The sequence below is a fragment of the Roseitalea sp. genome, assembly GCF_984466335.1.
On record NZ_CFIFWG010000021.1, the window covers coordinates 9848 to 24607 of the forward strand.

17 protein-coding genes, 3 tRNA genes and 1 pseudogene are annotated in these 14760 nt (G+C 67.4%); 8 read left to right on the top strand and 13 right to left on the bottom strand.

What is annotated here, in order from left to right:
• The 6 genes and pseudogenes from rplB to tuf form a co-directional block, all read right to left on the bottom strand.
• A pseudogene (gene rplB, locus AC5E6L_RS03450) lies at positions 1–347 on the bottom strand (50S ribosomal protein L2); the annotation flags it as partial.
• A 21-nt stretch (positions 348–368) separates the two neighbouring features.
• The gene (locus tag AC5E6L_RS03455; RefSeq protein ID WP_491230210.1) at positions 369–662 is read right to left on the bottom strand and encodes a 50S ribosomal protein L23; all 294 of its coding nucleotides are present in this window, start codon (positions 660–662) and stop codon (positions 369–371) included.
• Positions 659–1279: a 50S ribosomal protein L4 gene (gene rplD / locus AC5E6L_RS03460; RefSeq protein ID WP_491230209.1), complete on the bottom strand. Its 621-nt coding sequence runs from the start codon at positions 1277–1279 to the stop codon at positions 659–661. The genes AC5E6L_RS03455 and rplD overlap by 4 nt, the downstream gene beginning before the upstream one ends.
• Positions 1279–1989: a 50S ribosomal protein L3 gene (gene rplC, locus AC5E6L_RS03465; protein WP_491230208.1), complete on the bottom strand. Its 711-nt coding sequence runs from the start codon at positions 1987–1989 to the stop codon at positions 1279–1281. The genes rplD and rplC overlap by 1 nt, the downstream gene beginning before the upstream one ends.
• A 112-nt stretch (positions 1990–2101) precedes the next feature.
• The gene (gene rpsJ / locus AC5E6L_RS03470) at positions 2102–2410 is read right to left on the bottom strand and encodes a 30S ribosomal protein S10 (RefSeq protein ID WP_026481640.1); all 309 of its coding nucleotides are present in this window, start codon (positions 2408–2410) and stop codon (positions 2102–2104) included.
• 71 nt (positions 2411–2481) lie between these two features.
• Positions 2482–3657, bottom strand: a complete 1176-nt coding sequence (tuf, locus tag AC5E6L_RS03475; RefSeq protein ID WP_491230170.1) for an elongation factor Tu — start codon at positions 3655–3657, stop codon at positions 2482–2484.
• A gap of 176 nt (positions 3658–3833) precedes the next feature.
• Between tuf and AC5E6L_RS03480 the strand changes: the two genes are divergently transcribed.
• The 3 genes from AC5E6L_RS03480 to AC5E6L_RS03490 are packed head-to-tail and all read left to right on the top strand — an operon-like array spanning position 3834 to position 6737.
• Positions 3834–4796: an NAD-dependent epimerase/dehydratase family protein gene (locus tag AC5E6L_RS03480; protein ID WP_491771302.1), complete on the top strand. Its 963-nt coding sequence runs from the start codon at positions 3834–3836 to the stop codon at positions 4794–4796.
• Positions 4793–5389 (top strand): sugar transferase, encoded by a 597-nt coding sequence (locus AC5E6L_RS03485; protein ID WP_491771304.1) that lies wholly within the window; start codon positions 4793–4795, stop codon positions 5387–5389. The genes AC5E6L_RS03480 and AC5E6L_RS03485 overlap by 4 nt, the downstream gene beginning before the upstream one ends.
• A gap of 34 nt (positions 5390–5423) precedes the next feature.
• Positions 5424–6737, top strand: a complete 1314-nt coding sequence (locus AC5E6L_RS03490) for an O-antigen ligase family protein (protein WP_491771306.1) — start codon at positions 5424–5426, stop codon at positions 6735–6737.
• Here the strand turns inward: AC5E6L_RS03490 and maiA are convergent.
• The 3 genes from maiA to hmgA all read right to left on the bottom strand — a co-directional run bounded on the left by maiA (position 6716) and on the right by hmgA (position 9913).
• Entirely contained in the window at positions 6716–7348 is a 633-nt protein-coding gene (maiA, locus tag AC5E6L_RS03495; RefSeq protein ID WP_491230166.1) for a maleylacetoacetate isomerase, read from the bottom strand. The two genes, AC5E6L_RS03490 and maiA, sit on opposite strands and share 22 nt — an antisense overlap.
• A 138-nt stretch (positions 7349–7486) precedes the next feature.
• On the bottom strand, positions 7487–8506 hold the full coding sequence (locus AC5E6L_RS03500; protein WP_491771309.1) for a fumarylacetoacetate hydrolase family protein: 1020 nt from the start codon (positions 8504–8506) through the stop codon (positions 7487–7489).
• A 39-nt stretch (positions 8507–8545) separates the two neighbouring features.
• Positions 8546–9913 carry a homogentisate 1,2-dioxygenase gene (gene hmgA / locus AC5E6L_RS03505; protein WP_491771311.1) on the bottom strand — a complete coding sequence of 456 codons (1368 nt, stop codon included), beginning with the start codon at positions 9911–9913 and terminating at the stop codon, positions 8546–8548.
• Positions 9914–9984: 71 nt separating this feature from the next.
• Between hmgA and AC5E6L_RS03510 the strand changes: the two genes are divergently transcribed.
• A complete protein-coding gene (locus AC5E6L_RS03510; protein ID WP_491230776.1) occupies positions 9985–10425 on the top strand; it encodes a MarR family winged helix-turn-helix transcriptional regulator in 441 nt (146 codons plus the stop codon).
• Between the two features lie 17 nt (positions 10426–10442).
• Here AC5E6L_RS03510 and AC5E6L_RS03515 read toward each other — a convergent pair.
• Together AC5E6L_RS03515 and AC5E6L_RS03520 are read right to left on the bottom strand one after the other, a co-directional pair.
• A tRNA-Gly gene (locus AC5E6L_RS03515) sits at positions 10443–10516 on the bottom strand.
• Positions 10517–10553: 37 nt separating this feature from the next.
• Positions 10554–10638: transfer RNA gene (locus AC5E6L_RS03520), tRNA-Tyr, on the bottom strand.
• A 167-nt stretch (positions 10639–10805) separates the two neighbouring features.
• Between AC5E6L_RS03520 and AC5E6L_RS03525 the strand changes: the two genes are divergently transcribed.
• Positions 10806–11639, top strand: a complete 834-nt coding sequence (locus AC5E6L_RS03525; protein ID WP_491771313.1) for a TrmH family RNA methyltransferase — start codon at positions 10806–10808, stop codon at positions 11637–11639.
• A gap of 132 nt (positions 11640–11771) precedes the next feature.
• Positions 11772–12425, top strand: coding sequence for a YiaD family glycine zipper/OmpA-like lipoprotein (locus AC5E6L_RS03530; RefSeq protein WP_491229260.1), 654 nt, complete (start codon positions 11772–11774; stop codon positions 12423–12425).
• Between the two features lie 117 nt (positions 12426–12542).
• On the opposite strand, the gene AC5E6L_RS03535 is transcribed toward AC5E6L_RS03530, so the two are convergent.
• Together AC5E6L_RS03535 and AC5E6L_RS03540 are read right to left on the bottom strand one after the other, a co-directional pair.
• Positions 12543–12628 (bottom strand) — tRNA-Leu (locus AC5E6L_RS03535).
• A 42-nt stretch (positions 12629–12670) separates the two neighbouring features.
• A complete protein-coding gene (locus AC5E6L_RS03540; protein ID WP_491771315.1) occupies positions 12671–13477 on the bottom strand; it encodes an inositol monophosphatase family protein in 807 nt (268 codons plus the stop codon).
• A 201-nt stretch (positions 13478–13678) separates the two neighbouring features.
• On the opposite strand from AC5E6L_RS03540, the gene AC5E6L_RS03545 reads away from it, so the two are divergent.
• Both AC5E6L_RS03545 and AC5E6L_RS03550 read left to right on the top strand, forming a co-directional pair.
• Positions 13679–14425, top strand: a complete 747-nt coding sequence (locus tag AC5E6L_RS03545; protein WP_491229262.1) for a competence/damage-inducible protein A — start codon at positions 13679–13681, stop codon at positions 14423–14425.
• Positions 14426–14550: 125 nt separating this feature from the next.
• Positions 14551–14760: type I phosphoribosyltransferase (locus AC5E6L_RS03550; RefSeq protein WP_491771317.1), on the top strand; the 210-nt coding region annotated here is incomplete at its 3' end.

The window sequence follows — 14760 nt, forward strand, 5'->3', positions numbered from 1 at the left end:
ACCTTGTCGCCCGGTTGCAGGCGCTGCGGCGCCAGAATGTAGCTCAGCTCGCCATCGTCATATTTGATCAGCGCGATGAAGGCGGTGCGGTTGGGGTCGTATTCGAGCCGCTCGACGGTCGCCGGCACATCGTGCTTGCGCCGCTTGAAATCGATCCTGCGATAGGTCCGCTTGTGGCCGCCGCCAATGTGGCGGGCGGTCATCCGGCCGACATTGTTGCGGCCGCCCGACTTGCTCAGCCCCTCGGTCAGCGCCTTGACGGGCGCGCCCTTGTGCAGGCCGGACCGGTCGACGATGACCAGCTGGCGCTGGCCGGGCGTCGTCGGTTTGAATTTCTTCAGTGCCATCGTCTTTTCTCCCGGACCCGCCTAAAGGCCCGTTGCGACGTCGATCGACTGGCCTTCGGCCAGCGTCACGATCGCCATCTTCTTGTCGGACTGACGCCCCTTGATGCCGCGGAAACGCTTGGTCTTGCCCTTGCGGTTCAACGTGTTGACGGCCTTGACCTTGACCGAGAACAGCGCCTCGACGGCAGCCTTAATCTCAGGCTTTGAGGCGTCTCGCGCCACGTTGAAGACGACCTGGTTGTTCTCGGACACAAGCGTCGACTTCTCGGTGATCACCGGCGAGACGAGCACGTCGTAATGGCGAAGGTCGGTCATTGGAAGCGCTCCTCAAGAGCCGCGACCGCATCCTTGGACAGGACCAGCGTGTTGCGGCGCAAGATGTCATAGACGTTGATGCCGGCGAGCGGCAGAACGTCGACATTGGGGATGTTGGCGGCCGCCTTCCTGAAACCGTCGTCCAGTTCGAGACCGCCGACGACCAGCGCGTTCGACAGGCCAAGCCCGGCAAGCTGTGCCGCCAGCGTCCTGGTCTTGGCGTCCCCGGAGGCAAGCTGCTCGACGACGATCAGGCCGCCCTGCCTCGCCTTGGCAGAAAGCGCGTGGCGCAGCGCCAGCGCGCGCACCTTCTTGGGCAGGCCGATCGCATGGTCGCGACTGTGCGGGCCGTGCGCCTTGCCGCCGCCGCGGAACTGCGGCGCCGATGCGGCATGATGCCGGGCGCGTCCCGTACCCTTCTGGCGGTACATTTTCGCGCCGGTCTTGGCGACATCCGAACGCCCCTTGGTCTGGTGCGTGCCGGCGCGCCGCTTGGCGAGCTGGTACTGGACCATGCGCTGCAAAATGTCCGCGCGCGGCTCAAGGCCGAACACATCGTCCTTGAGCGTGATCTTGCCGGCCGACTTGCCGGCGAGCGTGGTCACGGTGAGTTCCATTATTCGGCTCCCTGCTGGAGGGGGGCTTCAGCGGCGACGGCGCGAAGCGCGGCCGGGATCGGGGCCTCGGACGGAACCGGCCGCTTGACGGCGTCGCGGACCAGGATCCAGGCGCCCTTGGAGCCGGGGATCGCGCCCTTGACGAGGATCAGGCCGCGATCATCGTCGGTCGAGACCACTTCGAGGTTCTGCGTGGTCACGCGCCTGGCGCCCATATGGCCGGCCATCTTCTTGCCCTTGAACACCTTGCCGGGGTCCTGACACTGGCCGGTGGAGCCGTGCGAACGGTGCGAGATGGAGTTGCCGTGGGTGGCGCGCCCGCCGCCGAAATTGTGGCGCTTCATGACGCCGGCAAACCCCTTGCCCTGGCTGGTGCCCGTCACGTCGACCTTCTGGCCGGGCACGAAATGGCTGGCGACCAGTTCCGCCCCGACATCGAGCATGTTGTCGGCGCTGACACGGAATTCGGCCAGCTTGCGCTTGGGCTCGACGGAGGCCTTGGCGAAGTGGCCGCGCATGGCCTTGGAGACGTTCTTGGGCTTGGCGAAGCCCACGCCGAGCTGGACGGCGTCATAGCCGTGCGTGTCGGCGGTGCGCTGCGCCACCACCTGGCAGTTCTCCAGCCGCAGCACCGTCACCGGCAGGTTGACGCCCTCGTCGGTGTAGACGCGCGTCATGCCCAGCTTCTGTGCAATCACTCCTGAACGCATCGGTTCGTTCCTCATGAGTCGGTCGTCAGTCGTTGTTCGTCGCTCGAAACTCGGTTCGCTCGGTCACCGCGCGGTCCTTCCGACCGGCGACCGACGAACCGCGACCGACCCCCTACAGTTTGATTTCCACATCCACGCCGGCCGCAAGATCCAGCTTCATCAGCGCATCGACCGTCTGCGGCGTCGGGTCGACGATGTCCAAAAGCCGTTTATGGGTGCGCATTTCGAACTGCTCGCGGCTCTTCTTGTCGATGTGCGGCGAGCGGTTGACGGTGAACTTCTCGATGCGCGTGGGCAGCGGTACGGGGCCGCGCACGCCAGCGCCGGTGCGCTTGGCGGTCGAGACAATCTCGCGGGTCGACGCATCCAGCACGCGGTGGTCGAACGCCTTGAGGCGGATGCGAATGTTCTGGCCGTTCATGGGACCAATTCCTCGTTCAAATCAAAGAGCGCGGCATTGTGTGCCGCGCTCTGGAAGCGTCCGTGGCAGCGTCATTCGATGATTTTTGCGACGATGCCCGCGCCGACGGTCCGGCCGCCCTCGCGGATGGCAAAGCGCAGCCGCTCCTCCATGGCGATCGGCGTGATCAGTTCCACGTTCATCTCCGCATTGTCCCCCGGCATCACCATCTCGGTCCCCTCGGGCAGCGTCACCTCACCGGTCACGTCCGTCGTCCGGAAATAGAACTGCGGGCGGTACTTGTTGAAGAACGGCGTGTGGCGCCCGCCCTCCTCCTTGGTCAGAATATACGCCTCGGCCGCGAACTTCTTGTGCGGCTTCACGGAGCCGGGCTTGCACAGCACCTGACCGCGCTCGACGCCGTCGCGGTCCACACCGCGCAAAAGCGCGCCGATATTGTCGCCCGCCTCGCCACGGTCCAGAAGCTTGCGGAACATCTCGACGCCCGTGCACGTCGTCTTGGACGTCTCGCGGATCCCCACGATCTCGATCTCGTCGCCCACATTGATAACCCCGCGCTCAACGCGCCCCGTCACCACGGTGCCACGGCCCGAAATCGAGAACACGTCCTCGATCGGCATCAAGAACGGCTGGTCGATCGGCCGGTCCGGCGTCGGAATCGCCTCATCGACCGCCGCCATCAGCGCACGGATCGCATCCTCGCCCTGCCCCTTGTCTCCCCCTTCAAGCGCCGCAAGCGCAGACCCCTTGACAACAGGAATGTCGTCGCCGGGAAAATCGTACGACGACAAAAGCTCGCGCACCTCCATCTCGACAAGCTCCAAAAGCTCATCGTCGTCGACCTGGTCCACCTTGTTCAGAAACACCACGATCGCAGGAACGCCAACCTGACGCGCAAGCAAAATGTGCTCGCGCGTCTGCGGCATCGGGCCGTCCGCCGCAGAAACAACCAGAATCGCGCCGTCCATCTGCGCAGCGCCCGTGATCATGTTCTTCACATAGTCCGCATGCCCAGGGCAGTCCACATGCGCATAGTGGCGCGCATCGGTCTCATACTCGACATGCGCCGTCGAGATCGTGATCCCACGCGCCTTCTCCTCAGGCGCGGCATCAATCTGGTCATAGGCCTTGAAATCGCCGAAAAACTTCGTAATCGCAGCCGTCAGAGACGTCTTGCCATGGTCAACGTGACCAATCGTGCCGATGTTAACATGCGGCTTCGTACGCTCAAACTTTTCCTTCGCCATTTTCCGTCCTGCCTGTCAAAACCAAGCGGAATCCCGTGCGATCCCGTCACGAGCGCGCGACATAAGGGTTTGACGCCGAACGCGCAAGTGCCGGCGCGGCGGGGCGAACGGCGTTTTGAGCGGCCGGCAAATCGGTGTATGGTGCGGCCCTCGTCCCATCCCTGAGTTGCGCTGCCGTGAAACGGATCCTGGTCACCGGCGCCAGCGGCTTTGTCGGCCGGCACCTCGTGCCGGCGCTCGCCCGATCCGGCCACGCGCCGGTGGCCCTCGTCCGCGACCCGCACCGGCGCGCAGCGCTCGATCGGCTGTTTGGGGACATCGAAACGCAGGACCTGGCCGCCCTGCCGGACAGCGCGGGCGACGAACGGTTCGACGCCGTCGTGCACCTTGCCGGCATCGCCGACGCCCATGGCGGCAGCGGAGCGGGCGCAGGCGCCATCATGGCCGCCAATGCCGGCCTGACCGGGACCATCGCCCGGTTTGCCGCCGCCTCCGGCACGCCCCGCCTCATCTTTGTCAGCAGCATCCTCGCGCTCGGCCCCAACCACGCCGCACGCCCGCTCGACGACGACACGCCGCCCGCACCCGACACGGCCTACGGGCGCTCCAAGCTCGCCGCCGAAGACCATGTGGCCGCCTTCGCCGATGCCGGCGGGCTCGGCGTCAGCCTCAGGCCGCCCCTCGTCGTCGGGCCGGACGCGGGCGGCAACTGGGCGCGGCTGATGCGGCTGGCCGACACCGGCTGGCCGCTGCCCTTCGCCGCGATCCGCAACCGCCGCAGCCTGCTGCCCGTGGACATGCTGTGCCGGGCGATCCTGACCCTGATCGACGCACCGGCGAACGGCGGGCTTTCGGGCCGCTATGCGCTGGCCGATCCGCGCCCGGTCTCGCTCGCCGAGACCGTCGCGCGGCTCCGGTCCGGCATGGGCCGTCCGCCACGCCTGGTGCCGTTCCCGGGGGCGTCGCTTGCGCTGGCGGGCCGCCTGACCGGGCGCGCACGCCTGCTGCGCGCGCTGACGGGCGATCTGGCCGTGCGGCCGGACCGGTTCCTTTCGACCTTCGATTTCGCGCCCGAAACCGCGATCGGCGCGGCGATCGAGGCGTGCGGCCGCGCCTACGCGCAAAGGGGCTCGCCATGATCAAGCGCGCGTTCGATCTTCTCGTCGCCCTTCTCGCGCTGATCGTGCTCGGCCCGCTGCTCGGCCTTCTGGTGGCTCTGGTCCGGCTGGATTCGCCCGGACCGGGCATCTTCCGGCAGGCGCGCGTCGGCCGGTTCGAGCGGCCCTTCGTCTGCTACAAGCTGCGGACGATGCGGACGGGCACGCGCAACGCGCCCAGCCACGAAGTCGGCCAGGCCGCGCTGACACGGCTTGGCGGCGTGCTGCGCCGGACCAAGCTCGACGAACTGCCGCAGCTCTGCAACGTCGTGCGCGGACAGATGAGCTTCGTCGGCCCGCGACCCTGCCTGCCCTCCCAGACCGAACTGATCGCGGCGCGGCGCGAACGCGGCGTGTTCGAGATCAGACCGGGCATCACCGGCATCGCCCAGGTGGCGGGCGTCGACATGTCCGACCCCGAGCGCCTGGCAGAGCTGGACGCGCGATATCTGGCGACGCACAGCTTGCGGACGGATATCGGGCTGATCGCGCGCACGGCCTTTGGTGCGGGTGGCGGCGACCGCGTTGCGCCCCCGGCCTCGGGGGCAGGCGGATCGGCGCGCGGCGAACGATGACCGCGCCCGTGCCACGACCGGCGGGCCCATCGGCTTGATCGAGTTGGAAACGGGTGGTACGGGCACGATCTCAGCCAGCCGATGGGGCAATATGGGCAATGACGCGCTGAACAAGGCCTATCTCGTCCTGCTATACGCTCTGCTCGGGTTCGGCGGCTCGCTGTTCGCGGCGCTGGTCATCGGCGCGCTGTGCTTCTGTCTGGGCAAGTTCGCGGCCGGCCGCCTGCGGTGGACGACCGGCAAGGTGGCCTGGTCGATCGCCCTTGCCGGCTTTGCCTACTATCTGAGCGGCGCGCTGATGGTCGCCTTGCAGCCGGACGACGACAATCTGTCACTGCTTTGGGAACGGGCCCCTTTTCTGGGCTTCCTGCCGCTCTTGGTGCAGATGTGCCTGTCCGATCGCGCCAGCCTGCGCCAGGGGCTGGAGACCGGCGCGCTGATCGGCGCGTTCGGGCTCGCCGTCTGGATCGCGGTGGAGCTGGCGCGGTTCCCCGGCGAGATCGCCGAGTTCAGGGCGCGCGGGCCGTCGGGCAATTCCGGGCCGCTGGCAACGACGGCGGCGTTCCTGTTCACCGTCAACCTGTTCGCCGCCGCGCACCGGGCAGGCCGGCGGCGCGTGCTCGCCGCCACCGGCGCGCTGCTTGCCGCGCTGGCCGTGGGACTGTCGGGCATGCGCACCGTCCTGCCCGCGCTCGTCCTGATCCCGATCCTGTGCCTGGTCGCGTTTCCCCAAGTGCGCCGCTCGGCGCTGCGCCCGGTCAACCTTGCGGCCATCGCCACCGGCATGGCGCTTTTCGCCGCCATCGCGGGCTCGCTGATCGCGAGCCGGGTCGGCGACGTTGTGGCCTACGCGGCGGAAAGCGGGCTGCGGCCCAGCGCAACCGATTCCCTCGGCCAGCGGATCGCCATGTGGAGCTGCGCTTGGGACGCGTTCGAACTGGCGCCGCTGTTCGGCCTCGGTCGCGCGGGCGCGCAAGCGTTCCTGACGGGCTGCACCCTCGACATCACCGGCAAGGCAATGGCCTACAGCCACTATCACAATGCCGCGCTCACCGCGCTCGCGTCCGGCGGCCTCATCGAGTTCGGCGTGACGGCTGCGCTGCTGCTGGTTCCGGCCTTCTGGGCCTGGCGCCGCCGGGCCGAGCCGGAGGCCCGCTATGGCTGCGCGCTGATCGCGGCGATCCTGATCATCTACGGGCTCAACGGCATCGCGAACATCATGCTCGACCACGACATTCATGACGCGCTCTACATTCACGCAATGACGGTCGGCTTGGCGATGATCGCCCTGTCGGACCGCCGGGCGGACGAGGGCCCGTCGCGGGGTCAGGCCGGAAGCGCCGGATAGGCGGCGGCGAAGGGAGGGCGTTCGGCACAGTTTGCCGCAATGGCCGCGATGCGCGCCAGATCGCCGGTCTCGGCGTCCCAGCGCCCGGCATTGTAGAGCTGCGGCATCAGGCATATCTCGGCCAGGCCCGGCCGGTCGCCATGGCAAAAGGCGCCGGTGCGCGGATGGTCGAGCAGCGCCTCGAACGCGGCAAGGCCCCTGCGGATGAAGTGCCGCATCCAGGCGCGCGTCGTGTCCCCGCCCCCACCTGCCAGGCCCGTCACATGCGCCGCGACCGACGTGTTGCAGATCGGATGGATGTCGATGGCGATGACATGGGCCAGCGCCCGCACCCGCGCCCGGCCCGCCGCATCGTCGGGCAGAAAGCCGCAGCCGCGCGTCTCATCGAGATATTCGATGATCGCCATGGATTGCGTCAGGCGCAGCCCGTCCAGTTCGAGCACGGGCACGAACCCTTGCGGATTGCGGCCAAGATGGGCGTCCGAGCGCTGCTCGCCGGCGACCAGATCCACAGGCACGGTCTCAAAGTCGATGCCCGCCAGATTGAGCGCGATACGCGCGCGGTAGCTCGCCGACGAGCGCCAGTAATCGTAAAGGACGGCAGTGCTCATACCGGCGTTTCCCCCTCTTCGGCGCCCGGCGAGCGGACGGCAGCCATGGCGCGCGCTATGTCGGACATGGCGGGCGCCCGATCTCGACAAACAAGATGCCCTTCTCGGTCATATCGCCGGCGAAAGCGGATTGCCGGATCATCGGGCAAGCGCCACGCTCTGTTCGATGGCGCCGAAGATGGAGTGGCCCGACGCATCCTTCATGGCGATGCGCACCGTGTCGCCATCGCCCATGAAGGGCGTCTCGGGCGCGCCATCGTTTATCGTTTCGATCATCCGGATCTCGGCGATGCAGGAATAGCCCTTGCCGCCTTTGGAAACGGGCTTGCCGGGCGAGCCGTCCGGGCCCTTGTTAGAGACCGTGCCCGAGCCGACGATCGTGCCGGCGGCGAGCGTCCGCGTTTTCGCCGCGTGCGCGATCAGCGTGCCGAAGTCGAAAACCATGTCAGCGCCGGCGTCGGCGCGGCCGAACGCCTCGCCGTTCAGATCGACCCGCAGCGGCAGGTGCACCATGCCGCCGCGCCAGGCTTCGCCCAGCGCATCGGGCGTCACCGCGCAGGGCGAAAAGGCGCTGGCGGGCTTGGACTGGAAAAAGCCGAACCCCTTGGCCAGTTCGCCGGGGATCAGCCCGCGCAGCGACACGTCATTGACCAGCATGACCAGGCGGATCGCGGCAAGCGCCTCCTCCCGGCTTGCCCCCATCGGCACGTCGCCGGTGATCACGGCCACCTCGCCCTCCATGTCGATGCCCCATTCGGTGGCCTCGCCCGGAAAGCGGATCGGATCGCGCGGGCCGAGGAAGCCGTCCGAGCCGCCCTGATAGAGCAGCGGATCGTGCTGGAAACTGTCGGGCATATCGGCGCCGCGCGCCCTGCGCACCAGTTCGACATGATTGACATAGGCCGAGCCGTCGGCCCATTGGTAGGCGCGCGGCAGCGGGCTTTCGCACTCATGCTCGTGGAAACGCTGCACCGGCTGCCAGCCGCCGGCAATGCCCTCGGCGACCCGTGCGAGCCTTGGAGCGAGATGCTCCCAGTCGTCGAGTGCCACCTGCAAGGTGCGCGCGATATGGCTGACGTCCGAGCATTGCGTCAGATCGTTCGAGACGACGACCAGCCGCCCGTCGCGCGTGCCGTCCCTGATGGTGGCGAGTTTCATGGTGGTCCCAACTTTTGTTTTTTGTCAGTGCCTTGCGGCCTACTTCTCGCCCGGCGTGCCGTCGAACTTCTTTTCGATGTCCGCCCAGCAGTCGATATAGTCGTCCTGCAACGGCATTTCGCGCGCCGCGAACGCCGTCAGGTGCTGCGGAAAGCGCGTCTCGAACATGAAGCTCATCGTGTCGTCGAGCTTGTCGGCCTTCAGATCGGCGTTGGAGGCGCCCTCGAAGGCATCGCGGTCCGGCCCGTGCGGCAGCATCATATTGTGCAGGCTGATGCCGCCGGGCACGAAGCCCTGCGGCTTGGCGTCATAGATGCCGTAAATGTTGCCCATCAGTTCGCTCATGATGTTCTTGTGATACCAGGGCGGACGGAAGGTATCCTCGGCCACCATCCAGCGCTCGCGGAACAGGACGAAATCGATATTTGCGGTGCCCGGCTGGCCCGACGGCGCGGTCAGCACGGTGAAGATCGACGGGTCGGGATGGTCGAACAGGATCGCGCCGACCGGCGAATAGGTTCTCAGATCATATTTGTAGGCGGCGTAATTGCCGTGCCAGGCGACCACATCGAGCGGCGAATGGCCGATCTTGGTGCGATGGAACCGGCCGCACCATTTGACGACCAGCGATGACGGCGCCTCGCGATCCTCGAAGGCGGCGACCGGGCATTTGAAGTCGCGCGGATTGGCCAGGCAGTTGGCGCCGATCGGCCCCCTGCCTGGAAGATCGAACGTCTGGCCGTAATTCTCGCAGACAAAGCCGCGCGCCGGACCTTCCGGCAACTCGACCCGGTAGACCAGGCCGCGCGGCAGGATGGCGATCTCCTTTGGCTCCAGATCGATCACGCCAAGCTCGGTGCAAAAGCGCAGGCGCCCTTCCTGCGGCACGACCAGCAGTTCGGAATCGGCGGAGTAGAAATACTCATCCTCCATCGACCGGTTGACCAGATAGATATGGCTGGCCATGCCCACTTGCGTGTTGACGTCGCCGGCGGTGGTCACCGTGCGCATGCCGGTCAGCCAGGTCAGCGCCTCGCCATCTTCGGGCAGCGGCACCGGGTCCCAGCGATACTGGCCGAGCGAGATGATGTCGTCGCGGATATGCGGCGCCGAGCGCCAATAGGGCACGTCGATCCTTTCAAAGCGCGAGGTGTGCCTGACGGACGGTCTTATCCGATAACACCAGGTGCGCTCGTTCTGGCCGCGCGGGGCGGTGAAGGCCGTGCCCGAAAGCTGTTCGGCATAAAGGCCGTAATTGCATTTTTGCGGGCTGTTCTGGCCCTGCGGCAGCGCGCCGGGCAGCGCTTCGGTCTCGAAATCGTTGCCGAAGCCGGGCATATAGCCCTCATGGGTGCCCACGGGCGTCGCGCCCCGCCGCATGGCGCGCATGGCTGTCTGACGGTTCATGGGTCGCCTCCCGGAACGATGGTCGCGTGATAATAGTTGAATTTGTAACCAGCAAGCGGCATGCTTGCCCGATGGACGATCCCGCCGACTTCGAGATCAGCACCTTTCTGCCCTACCTGCTCAATCAGGCGGCCGAGGAGACGGGCCTTTCGTTCCAGCATCACTATAAGAGCCGATACGGCATGCTGCGCACCGAGTGGCGCGTCCTTTTCCATCTGGGGCGCTATGGCGAGCAGACGGCCAACGAGATCGGCGCGCGCGCCAGGATGCACAAGACCAAGATCAGCCGCGCCGTCGCCGCGCTGGCGACCAAGCGGTTCCTGACGCGCAGGCGCGTCGAAAGCGACAAGCGGCGGGAGATGCTGACGCTGACGCGGGCCGGCGAACGCGCCTATGCCGATCTGAGCGCCAGGGCGCGCGACTATGATGCGCAGTTGATGGAGACGCTGAGCACGCAGGAACAGGCGGTTCTGAAGCGCGCGCTGATGCGGATCGCGCGGCTCGACGGCTGACGGCGCGACGGGAAGGCTGGAGCGGGTAGCGGGAATCGAACCCGCACCAAGAGCTTGGAAGGCTCGTGTGATACCATTTCACCATACCCGCGGGGCGGGGACGAAGCCCCGCCAGCCCGGCACGCCGATGGTGGAGGAGGCTGGATTCGAACCAGCGTAGGCATAGCCAACGGATTTACAGTCCGTCTCCTTTAACCACTCGGACACTCCTCCATGCGGCAAGTGCCGGCCCGGTGCGACCGTGCCGCACCGGCGCGTCTTATGATGCGGGCCTTTGGCGCTGTCAACACGGCGCGGCCCGCCAATCGGCATATGGGCACGAAATGCATGCCGCGCCAATCGGGCGTTCGCTTTGAACCTCCGCAACGCTATAGAAGGCCATGACCGATGGCGGACAAAGCGGGGGCAAGGATGCCCATTATGCACGCTTGAGGCGCGGGCACCGCAACCGCATGCGCGCGCGCGGCGAGGCGACCGATCCGGCGATTCCCGCCCAAGGGCGCGTGTTCCTTTACGGGCTGCACACGGCGCGCGCCGCGCTCGACAATCCGGACCGGACGATCCACCGCCTGCTGGCGACGGAAAACGCGCTCGGCCGGCTGGGCATCGCCGACCCGTCCGCCCTGCCCTTTGCCGTTGAGATCGTGCGGCCGCCGGCGATCGACGCGCTGACGGGACCGGATGCGGTGCATCAGGGCGTGCTCGTCGAGGCCGAGCCGCTGGCCGCGCTGACCCTCGAAGAGCTGGGCGATGGGCGCCTTGTCATCGTGCTGGACCAGGTGACCGATCCGCACAATGTCGGCGCGCTGATGCGCTCGGGCGTGGCGCTGGCCGCCGACGCGCTGGTGACGACCGCGCGCCACAGCCCGGCCGAATCGGGCGTGCTTGCCAAGGCGGCGTCCGGCGCGCTCGAACATCTGCCGCTGATCCGGGTGCGCAATCTGGCCAATGCGATCAGCGAGCTGAACGATCGCGGCTTTCAGAGCATCGGCCTCGACTCAGAAGGCCCCGCGCCGCTCGAACAGACAGTTTGCGGCACGCGAATCGCGCTGGTGATGGGCGCCGAAGGCAAGGGCCTGCGCGAAAGGACACGCGCCACCGTGACCGACCTCGCCCGGCTCGACATGCCCGGCGCGATCAGGTCGCTGAACGTATCGAACGCGGCGATCCTGGCGCTTTACCTGGCGCGGCGGCACCTTGGCGCGGCCGGCTGAGACATCGCCTCAACCGTGCCGCCAGATCCGCCGGACGGCCGGCCGTGCCGGTCGCCCGCAACCTATTTTGGCCGCTTTTTGGCGCCAAGGCGCGGCCGAAGGGGTCTTCATTCGGCAAAGGACGGAAAAACGATGAACGCAAAGACACTGACGGCGCTTGCAAGCATGCTCGTCTTCACCGCCGCCTGCACGACGACCGACCCGTTCACCGGCCAGCCGCAGGCGAGCCGCGCTGCGATCGGGGCGGGCCTTGGCGCCGTCGCCGGCGCGGGCCTTGGCGTTCTGGCCGGGGGCGACGACGGCCGCAACGCGCTGATCGGGGCGGGCATCGGCGCGCTCGCCGGCGGCGCGGCGGGCAGCTATATGGACCGGCAGCAGGCCGAGTTGCGCGCCCAGCTTCAGGGCACCGGCGTCTCGGTGACGCGCGTGGGCGACACGATCGTGCTGAACATGCCGTCCAACATCACCTTCGCAACCGATCAGGACCAGGTGATCGCGGCCTTCTTCCCCACGCTCGATTCGGTCGCGCTCGTCCTGCAACGCTACGACCGGACGCTGATCAACGTCTACGGTCACACCGATTCGACTGGCGGCGACAACTACAACCAGGCACTGTCGCAGCGCCGCGCCCAGTCGGTCGCCACCTATCTGGGCAGGCGCGGCATCAACCCGCAGCGGTTCCTGGTCAGCGGCTTCGGCGAAAGCCGGCCGGTCGCCGACAATGCGACCGAGGTGGGCCGTGCGCTCAACCGGCGCGTCGAGATCGAGATCGTGCCGCTGAGCTGACATCGATCCCGACGGGGGCGTGAATGCGGTCGTCACGGACCTGGTCCAGCCAAGCGGACTGGCTTTTTCAGTCGACGAGGTCCTCCTTTATGCGGCCGATAGCGGCCAGACCAAAGATGGTGCGGGCGGCGGGACTCGAACCCGCACGGCGCAAGGCCTCCGGATTTTAAGTCCGGTATGTCTACCGGTTCCATCACGCCCGCTGCGCGTCCCTGTCTATGGGAGGCATGCCGGCCTGTCCACGGTCAGGCCGAACGGCGCACCTGCGGCGCGAACACCCGGTCGGCGATGCCGGCGAGCACCGGATAGACGCCGGGTCCGCCGGCGACCACGCGCGCGCCAAGCTCCAGGCTCGTGGCCGGATCGAACGGCGCCACCGTGCCGCCCGCCTCCTCGACCATCAGCAGGCCAGCAAGACAGTCCCAGCAGTTCATATGCTCTTCCACATAGCCGATCAGCCGCCCCCCGGCGACATAGGCAAGGCCGAGCGCCCCCGATGCGTTGCGGAAGAACATGCCCCTGTGATCGACGATGGCCCGGACGAGCCCGACCGCGATCTCAGGCTCGGTGCGCCCGGAAACGCCGACCATGACGGAGCCTTCGGCGAGAGAGGCCGCGGCGCTCGCGCGCATCGGCTTGCCGTTGACGAAGGCGCCGCCGCCGCGGGCCGCCGAGAACAACTCGCCGGAGGCCGGCTCGTGGATCGCGCCGACGACCGTCTCGCCCCGATGGACGCAGGCGATCGCGACGCACCATTGCGGAATGCCACGCACGAAATTGGCGGTCCCGTCGATCGGGTCGATCACCCAGTCGAAGCCGGACGTCCCATGCATGCGGCCATGCTCCTCGCCGACGATTCCGTCCTGGGGATAGCGCGCCGCAATCGCCTGACGCACCAGCGTTTCGGTGTCGCGGTCGGCATTGGAGACCAGGTCCTGATGGCCCTTGCTTTCGATGGCGAGCGTGTCGATCGCCTCGAAATGTCCCTTGGCGAACAGGCCGGCACAGCGCGAAAGGTCAATGGCGAAGTCAAGACGTTCCTGATGGGGCATGGGGCAACCGGAAAGGGCGGAAGGTTCGGTGCGCGACATGTGCCGCATGTCGGGTCCGATGTCCATCGGGACGCGCAAAAAGAAAAAGAAACCGCCCGCGCGGACCGTCGCCCCGGGCGGCCGCGCAGCCGGGGGAAACGGGGCGATTGAAGCCCTCGACGCGGCGCGCTAAGACACCGCGACGAGCCCGGACGCAAGCCCATGAACGAAGACATCATCACCGCCGCCATGGTGGTCATCGGCGATGAAATCCTGTCCGGCCGCACGCGGGAGGGCAACGCGCAGCATCTGGCGCGGGTGCTCACGCAGGCCGGCATCGATCTACGCGAAGTGCGGGTGGTGGCCGACGATGCCGAGGCGATCGTCGAGGCCGTCAACGCGCTGCGCGCGCGCCGCACCTATCTGTTCACCTCCGGCGGAATCGGGCCGACCCATGACGACATCACCGCCGATGCCGTCGGCGCCGCGCTCGGCCTGCCGGTGGACAAGGACGAGCGGGCCATGCAGATCCTGGGCGCCCATTACGCGCGGCGCGGCGAGCCGTTCACCGAGACCCGCCAGCGCATGGCGCGCGCGCCCGAGGGCGCGGTCCTGATCGACAATCCGATCTCCGCCGCGCCGGGCTTCGTGATCGGCAATGTGCACGTCATGGCCGGCGTGCCGGCGATCTTCCAGGCCATGCTGGACAATGTGCTGCCAACGCTGCGCACCGGGCGCAAGCTCGCCTCCGAGGCGATCTTCTGCCGGTTCGGCGAAGGCGTCATCGGCACCCCGCTCGGCGCGATCCAGGCCAGCCATTCCGACACGATCATCGGCTCCTATCCGCGCTACGAGGACGGCGCGCACTGGACGGAGATCGTGATCCGTTCGGGCGACAAGGGCGCGATCGACAGGGCGGCGAACGATGTGCGGGCGATGCTGGAGGCGCTGGAGAAGAGTGAATGGTGAATAGGGGTGTGTTGACGCGCGCTCCGGCGGACCATTCACCCTCTCGCCGCCTTGCCATAGGCGCCGCGTCCCGCTATCGCGGCCCATCACGAAGCCGCCCTGCCCCAGCACGGAGCGCCCGCGCCATGGCCCTGCCCGACAAGTCCTTCCCCGTCTCCTGGGACCAGTTCCATCGCGACGCGCGCGCGCTTGCCTGGCGGGTGGCCTCGGTGCGCGAAGACTGGAAGGCGATCGTGACGATCACGCGCGGCGGGCTGGTGCCGGCGGCCATCGTCAGCCGCGAACTGGAAATCCGGATCATCGAGACGGTCTGCGTCGCCTCCTATCATGACTAT

Excerpts from the sequence above, each read along its gene's own strand:
- AC5E6L_RS03455 (WP_491230210.1), bottom strand. The coding sequence starts at position 662 with ATGACCGACCTTCGCCATTACGACGTGCTCGTCTCGCCGGTGATCACC.
- rplD (WP_491230209.1), bottom strand. The coding sequence starts at position 1,279 with ATGGAACTCACCGTGACCACGCTCGCCGGCAAGTCGGCCGGCAAGATC.
- rplC (WP_491230208.1), bottom strand. The coding sequence starts at position 1,989 with ATGCGTTCAGGAGTGATTGCACAGAAGCTGGGCATGACGCGCGTCTAC.
- rpsJ (WP_026481640.1), bottom strand. The coding sequence starts at position 2,410 with ATGAACGGCCAGAACATTCGCATCCGCCTCAAGGCGTTCGACCACCGC.
- tuf (WP_491230170.1), bottom strand. The coding sequence starts at position 3,657 with ATGGCGAAGGAAAAGTTTGAGCGTACGAAGCCGCATGTTAACATCGGC.
- AC5E6L_RS03485 (WP_491771304.1), top strand. The coding sequence starts at position 4,793 with ATGATCAAGCGCGCGTTCGATCTTCTCGTCGCCCTTCTCGCGCTGATC.
- maiA (WP_491230166.1), bottom strand. The coding sequence starts at position 7,348 with ATGAGCACTGCCGTCCTTTACGATTACTGGCGCTCGTCGGCGAGCTAC.
- AC5E6L_RS03500 (WP_491771309.1), bottom strand. The coding sequence starts at position 8,506 with ATGAAACTCGCCACCATCAGGGACGGCACGCGCGACGGGCGGCTGGTC.
- hmgA (WP_491771311.1), bottom strand. The coding sequence starts at position 9,913 with ATGAACCGTCAGACAGCCATGCGCGCCATGCGGCGGGGCGCGACGCCC.
- AC5E6L_RS03510 (WP_491230776.1), top strand. The coding sequence starts at position 9,985 with ATGGACGATCCCGCCGACTTCGAGATCAGCACCTTTCTGCCCTACCTG.
- AC5E6L_RS03525 (WP_491771313.1), top strand. The coding sequence starts at position 10,806 with ATGACCGATGGCGGACAAAGCGGGGGCAAGGATGCCCATTATGCACGC.
- AC5E6L_RS03530 (WP_491229260.1), top strand. The coding sequence starts at position 11,772 with ATGAACGCAAAGACACTGACGGCGCTTGCAAGCATGCTCGTCTTCACC.
- AC5E6L_RS03540 (WP_491771315.1), bottom strand. The coding sequence starts at position 13,477 with ATGCCCCATCAGGAACGTCTTGACTTCGCCATTGACCTTTCGCGCTGT.
- AC5E6L_RS03545 (WP_491229262.1), top strand. The coding sequence starts at position 13,679 with ATGAACGAAGACATCATCACCGCCGCCATGGTGGTCATCGGCGATGAA.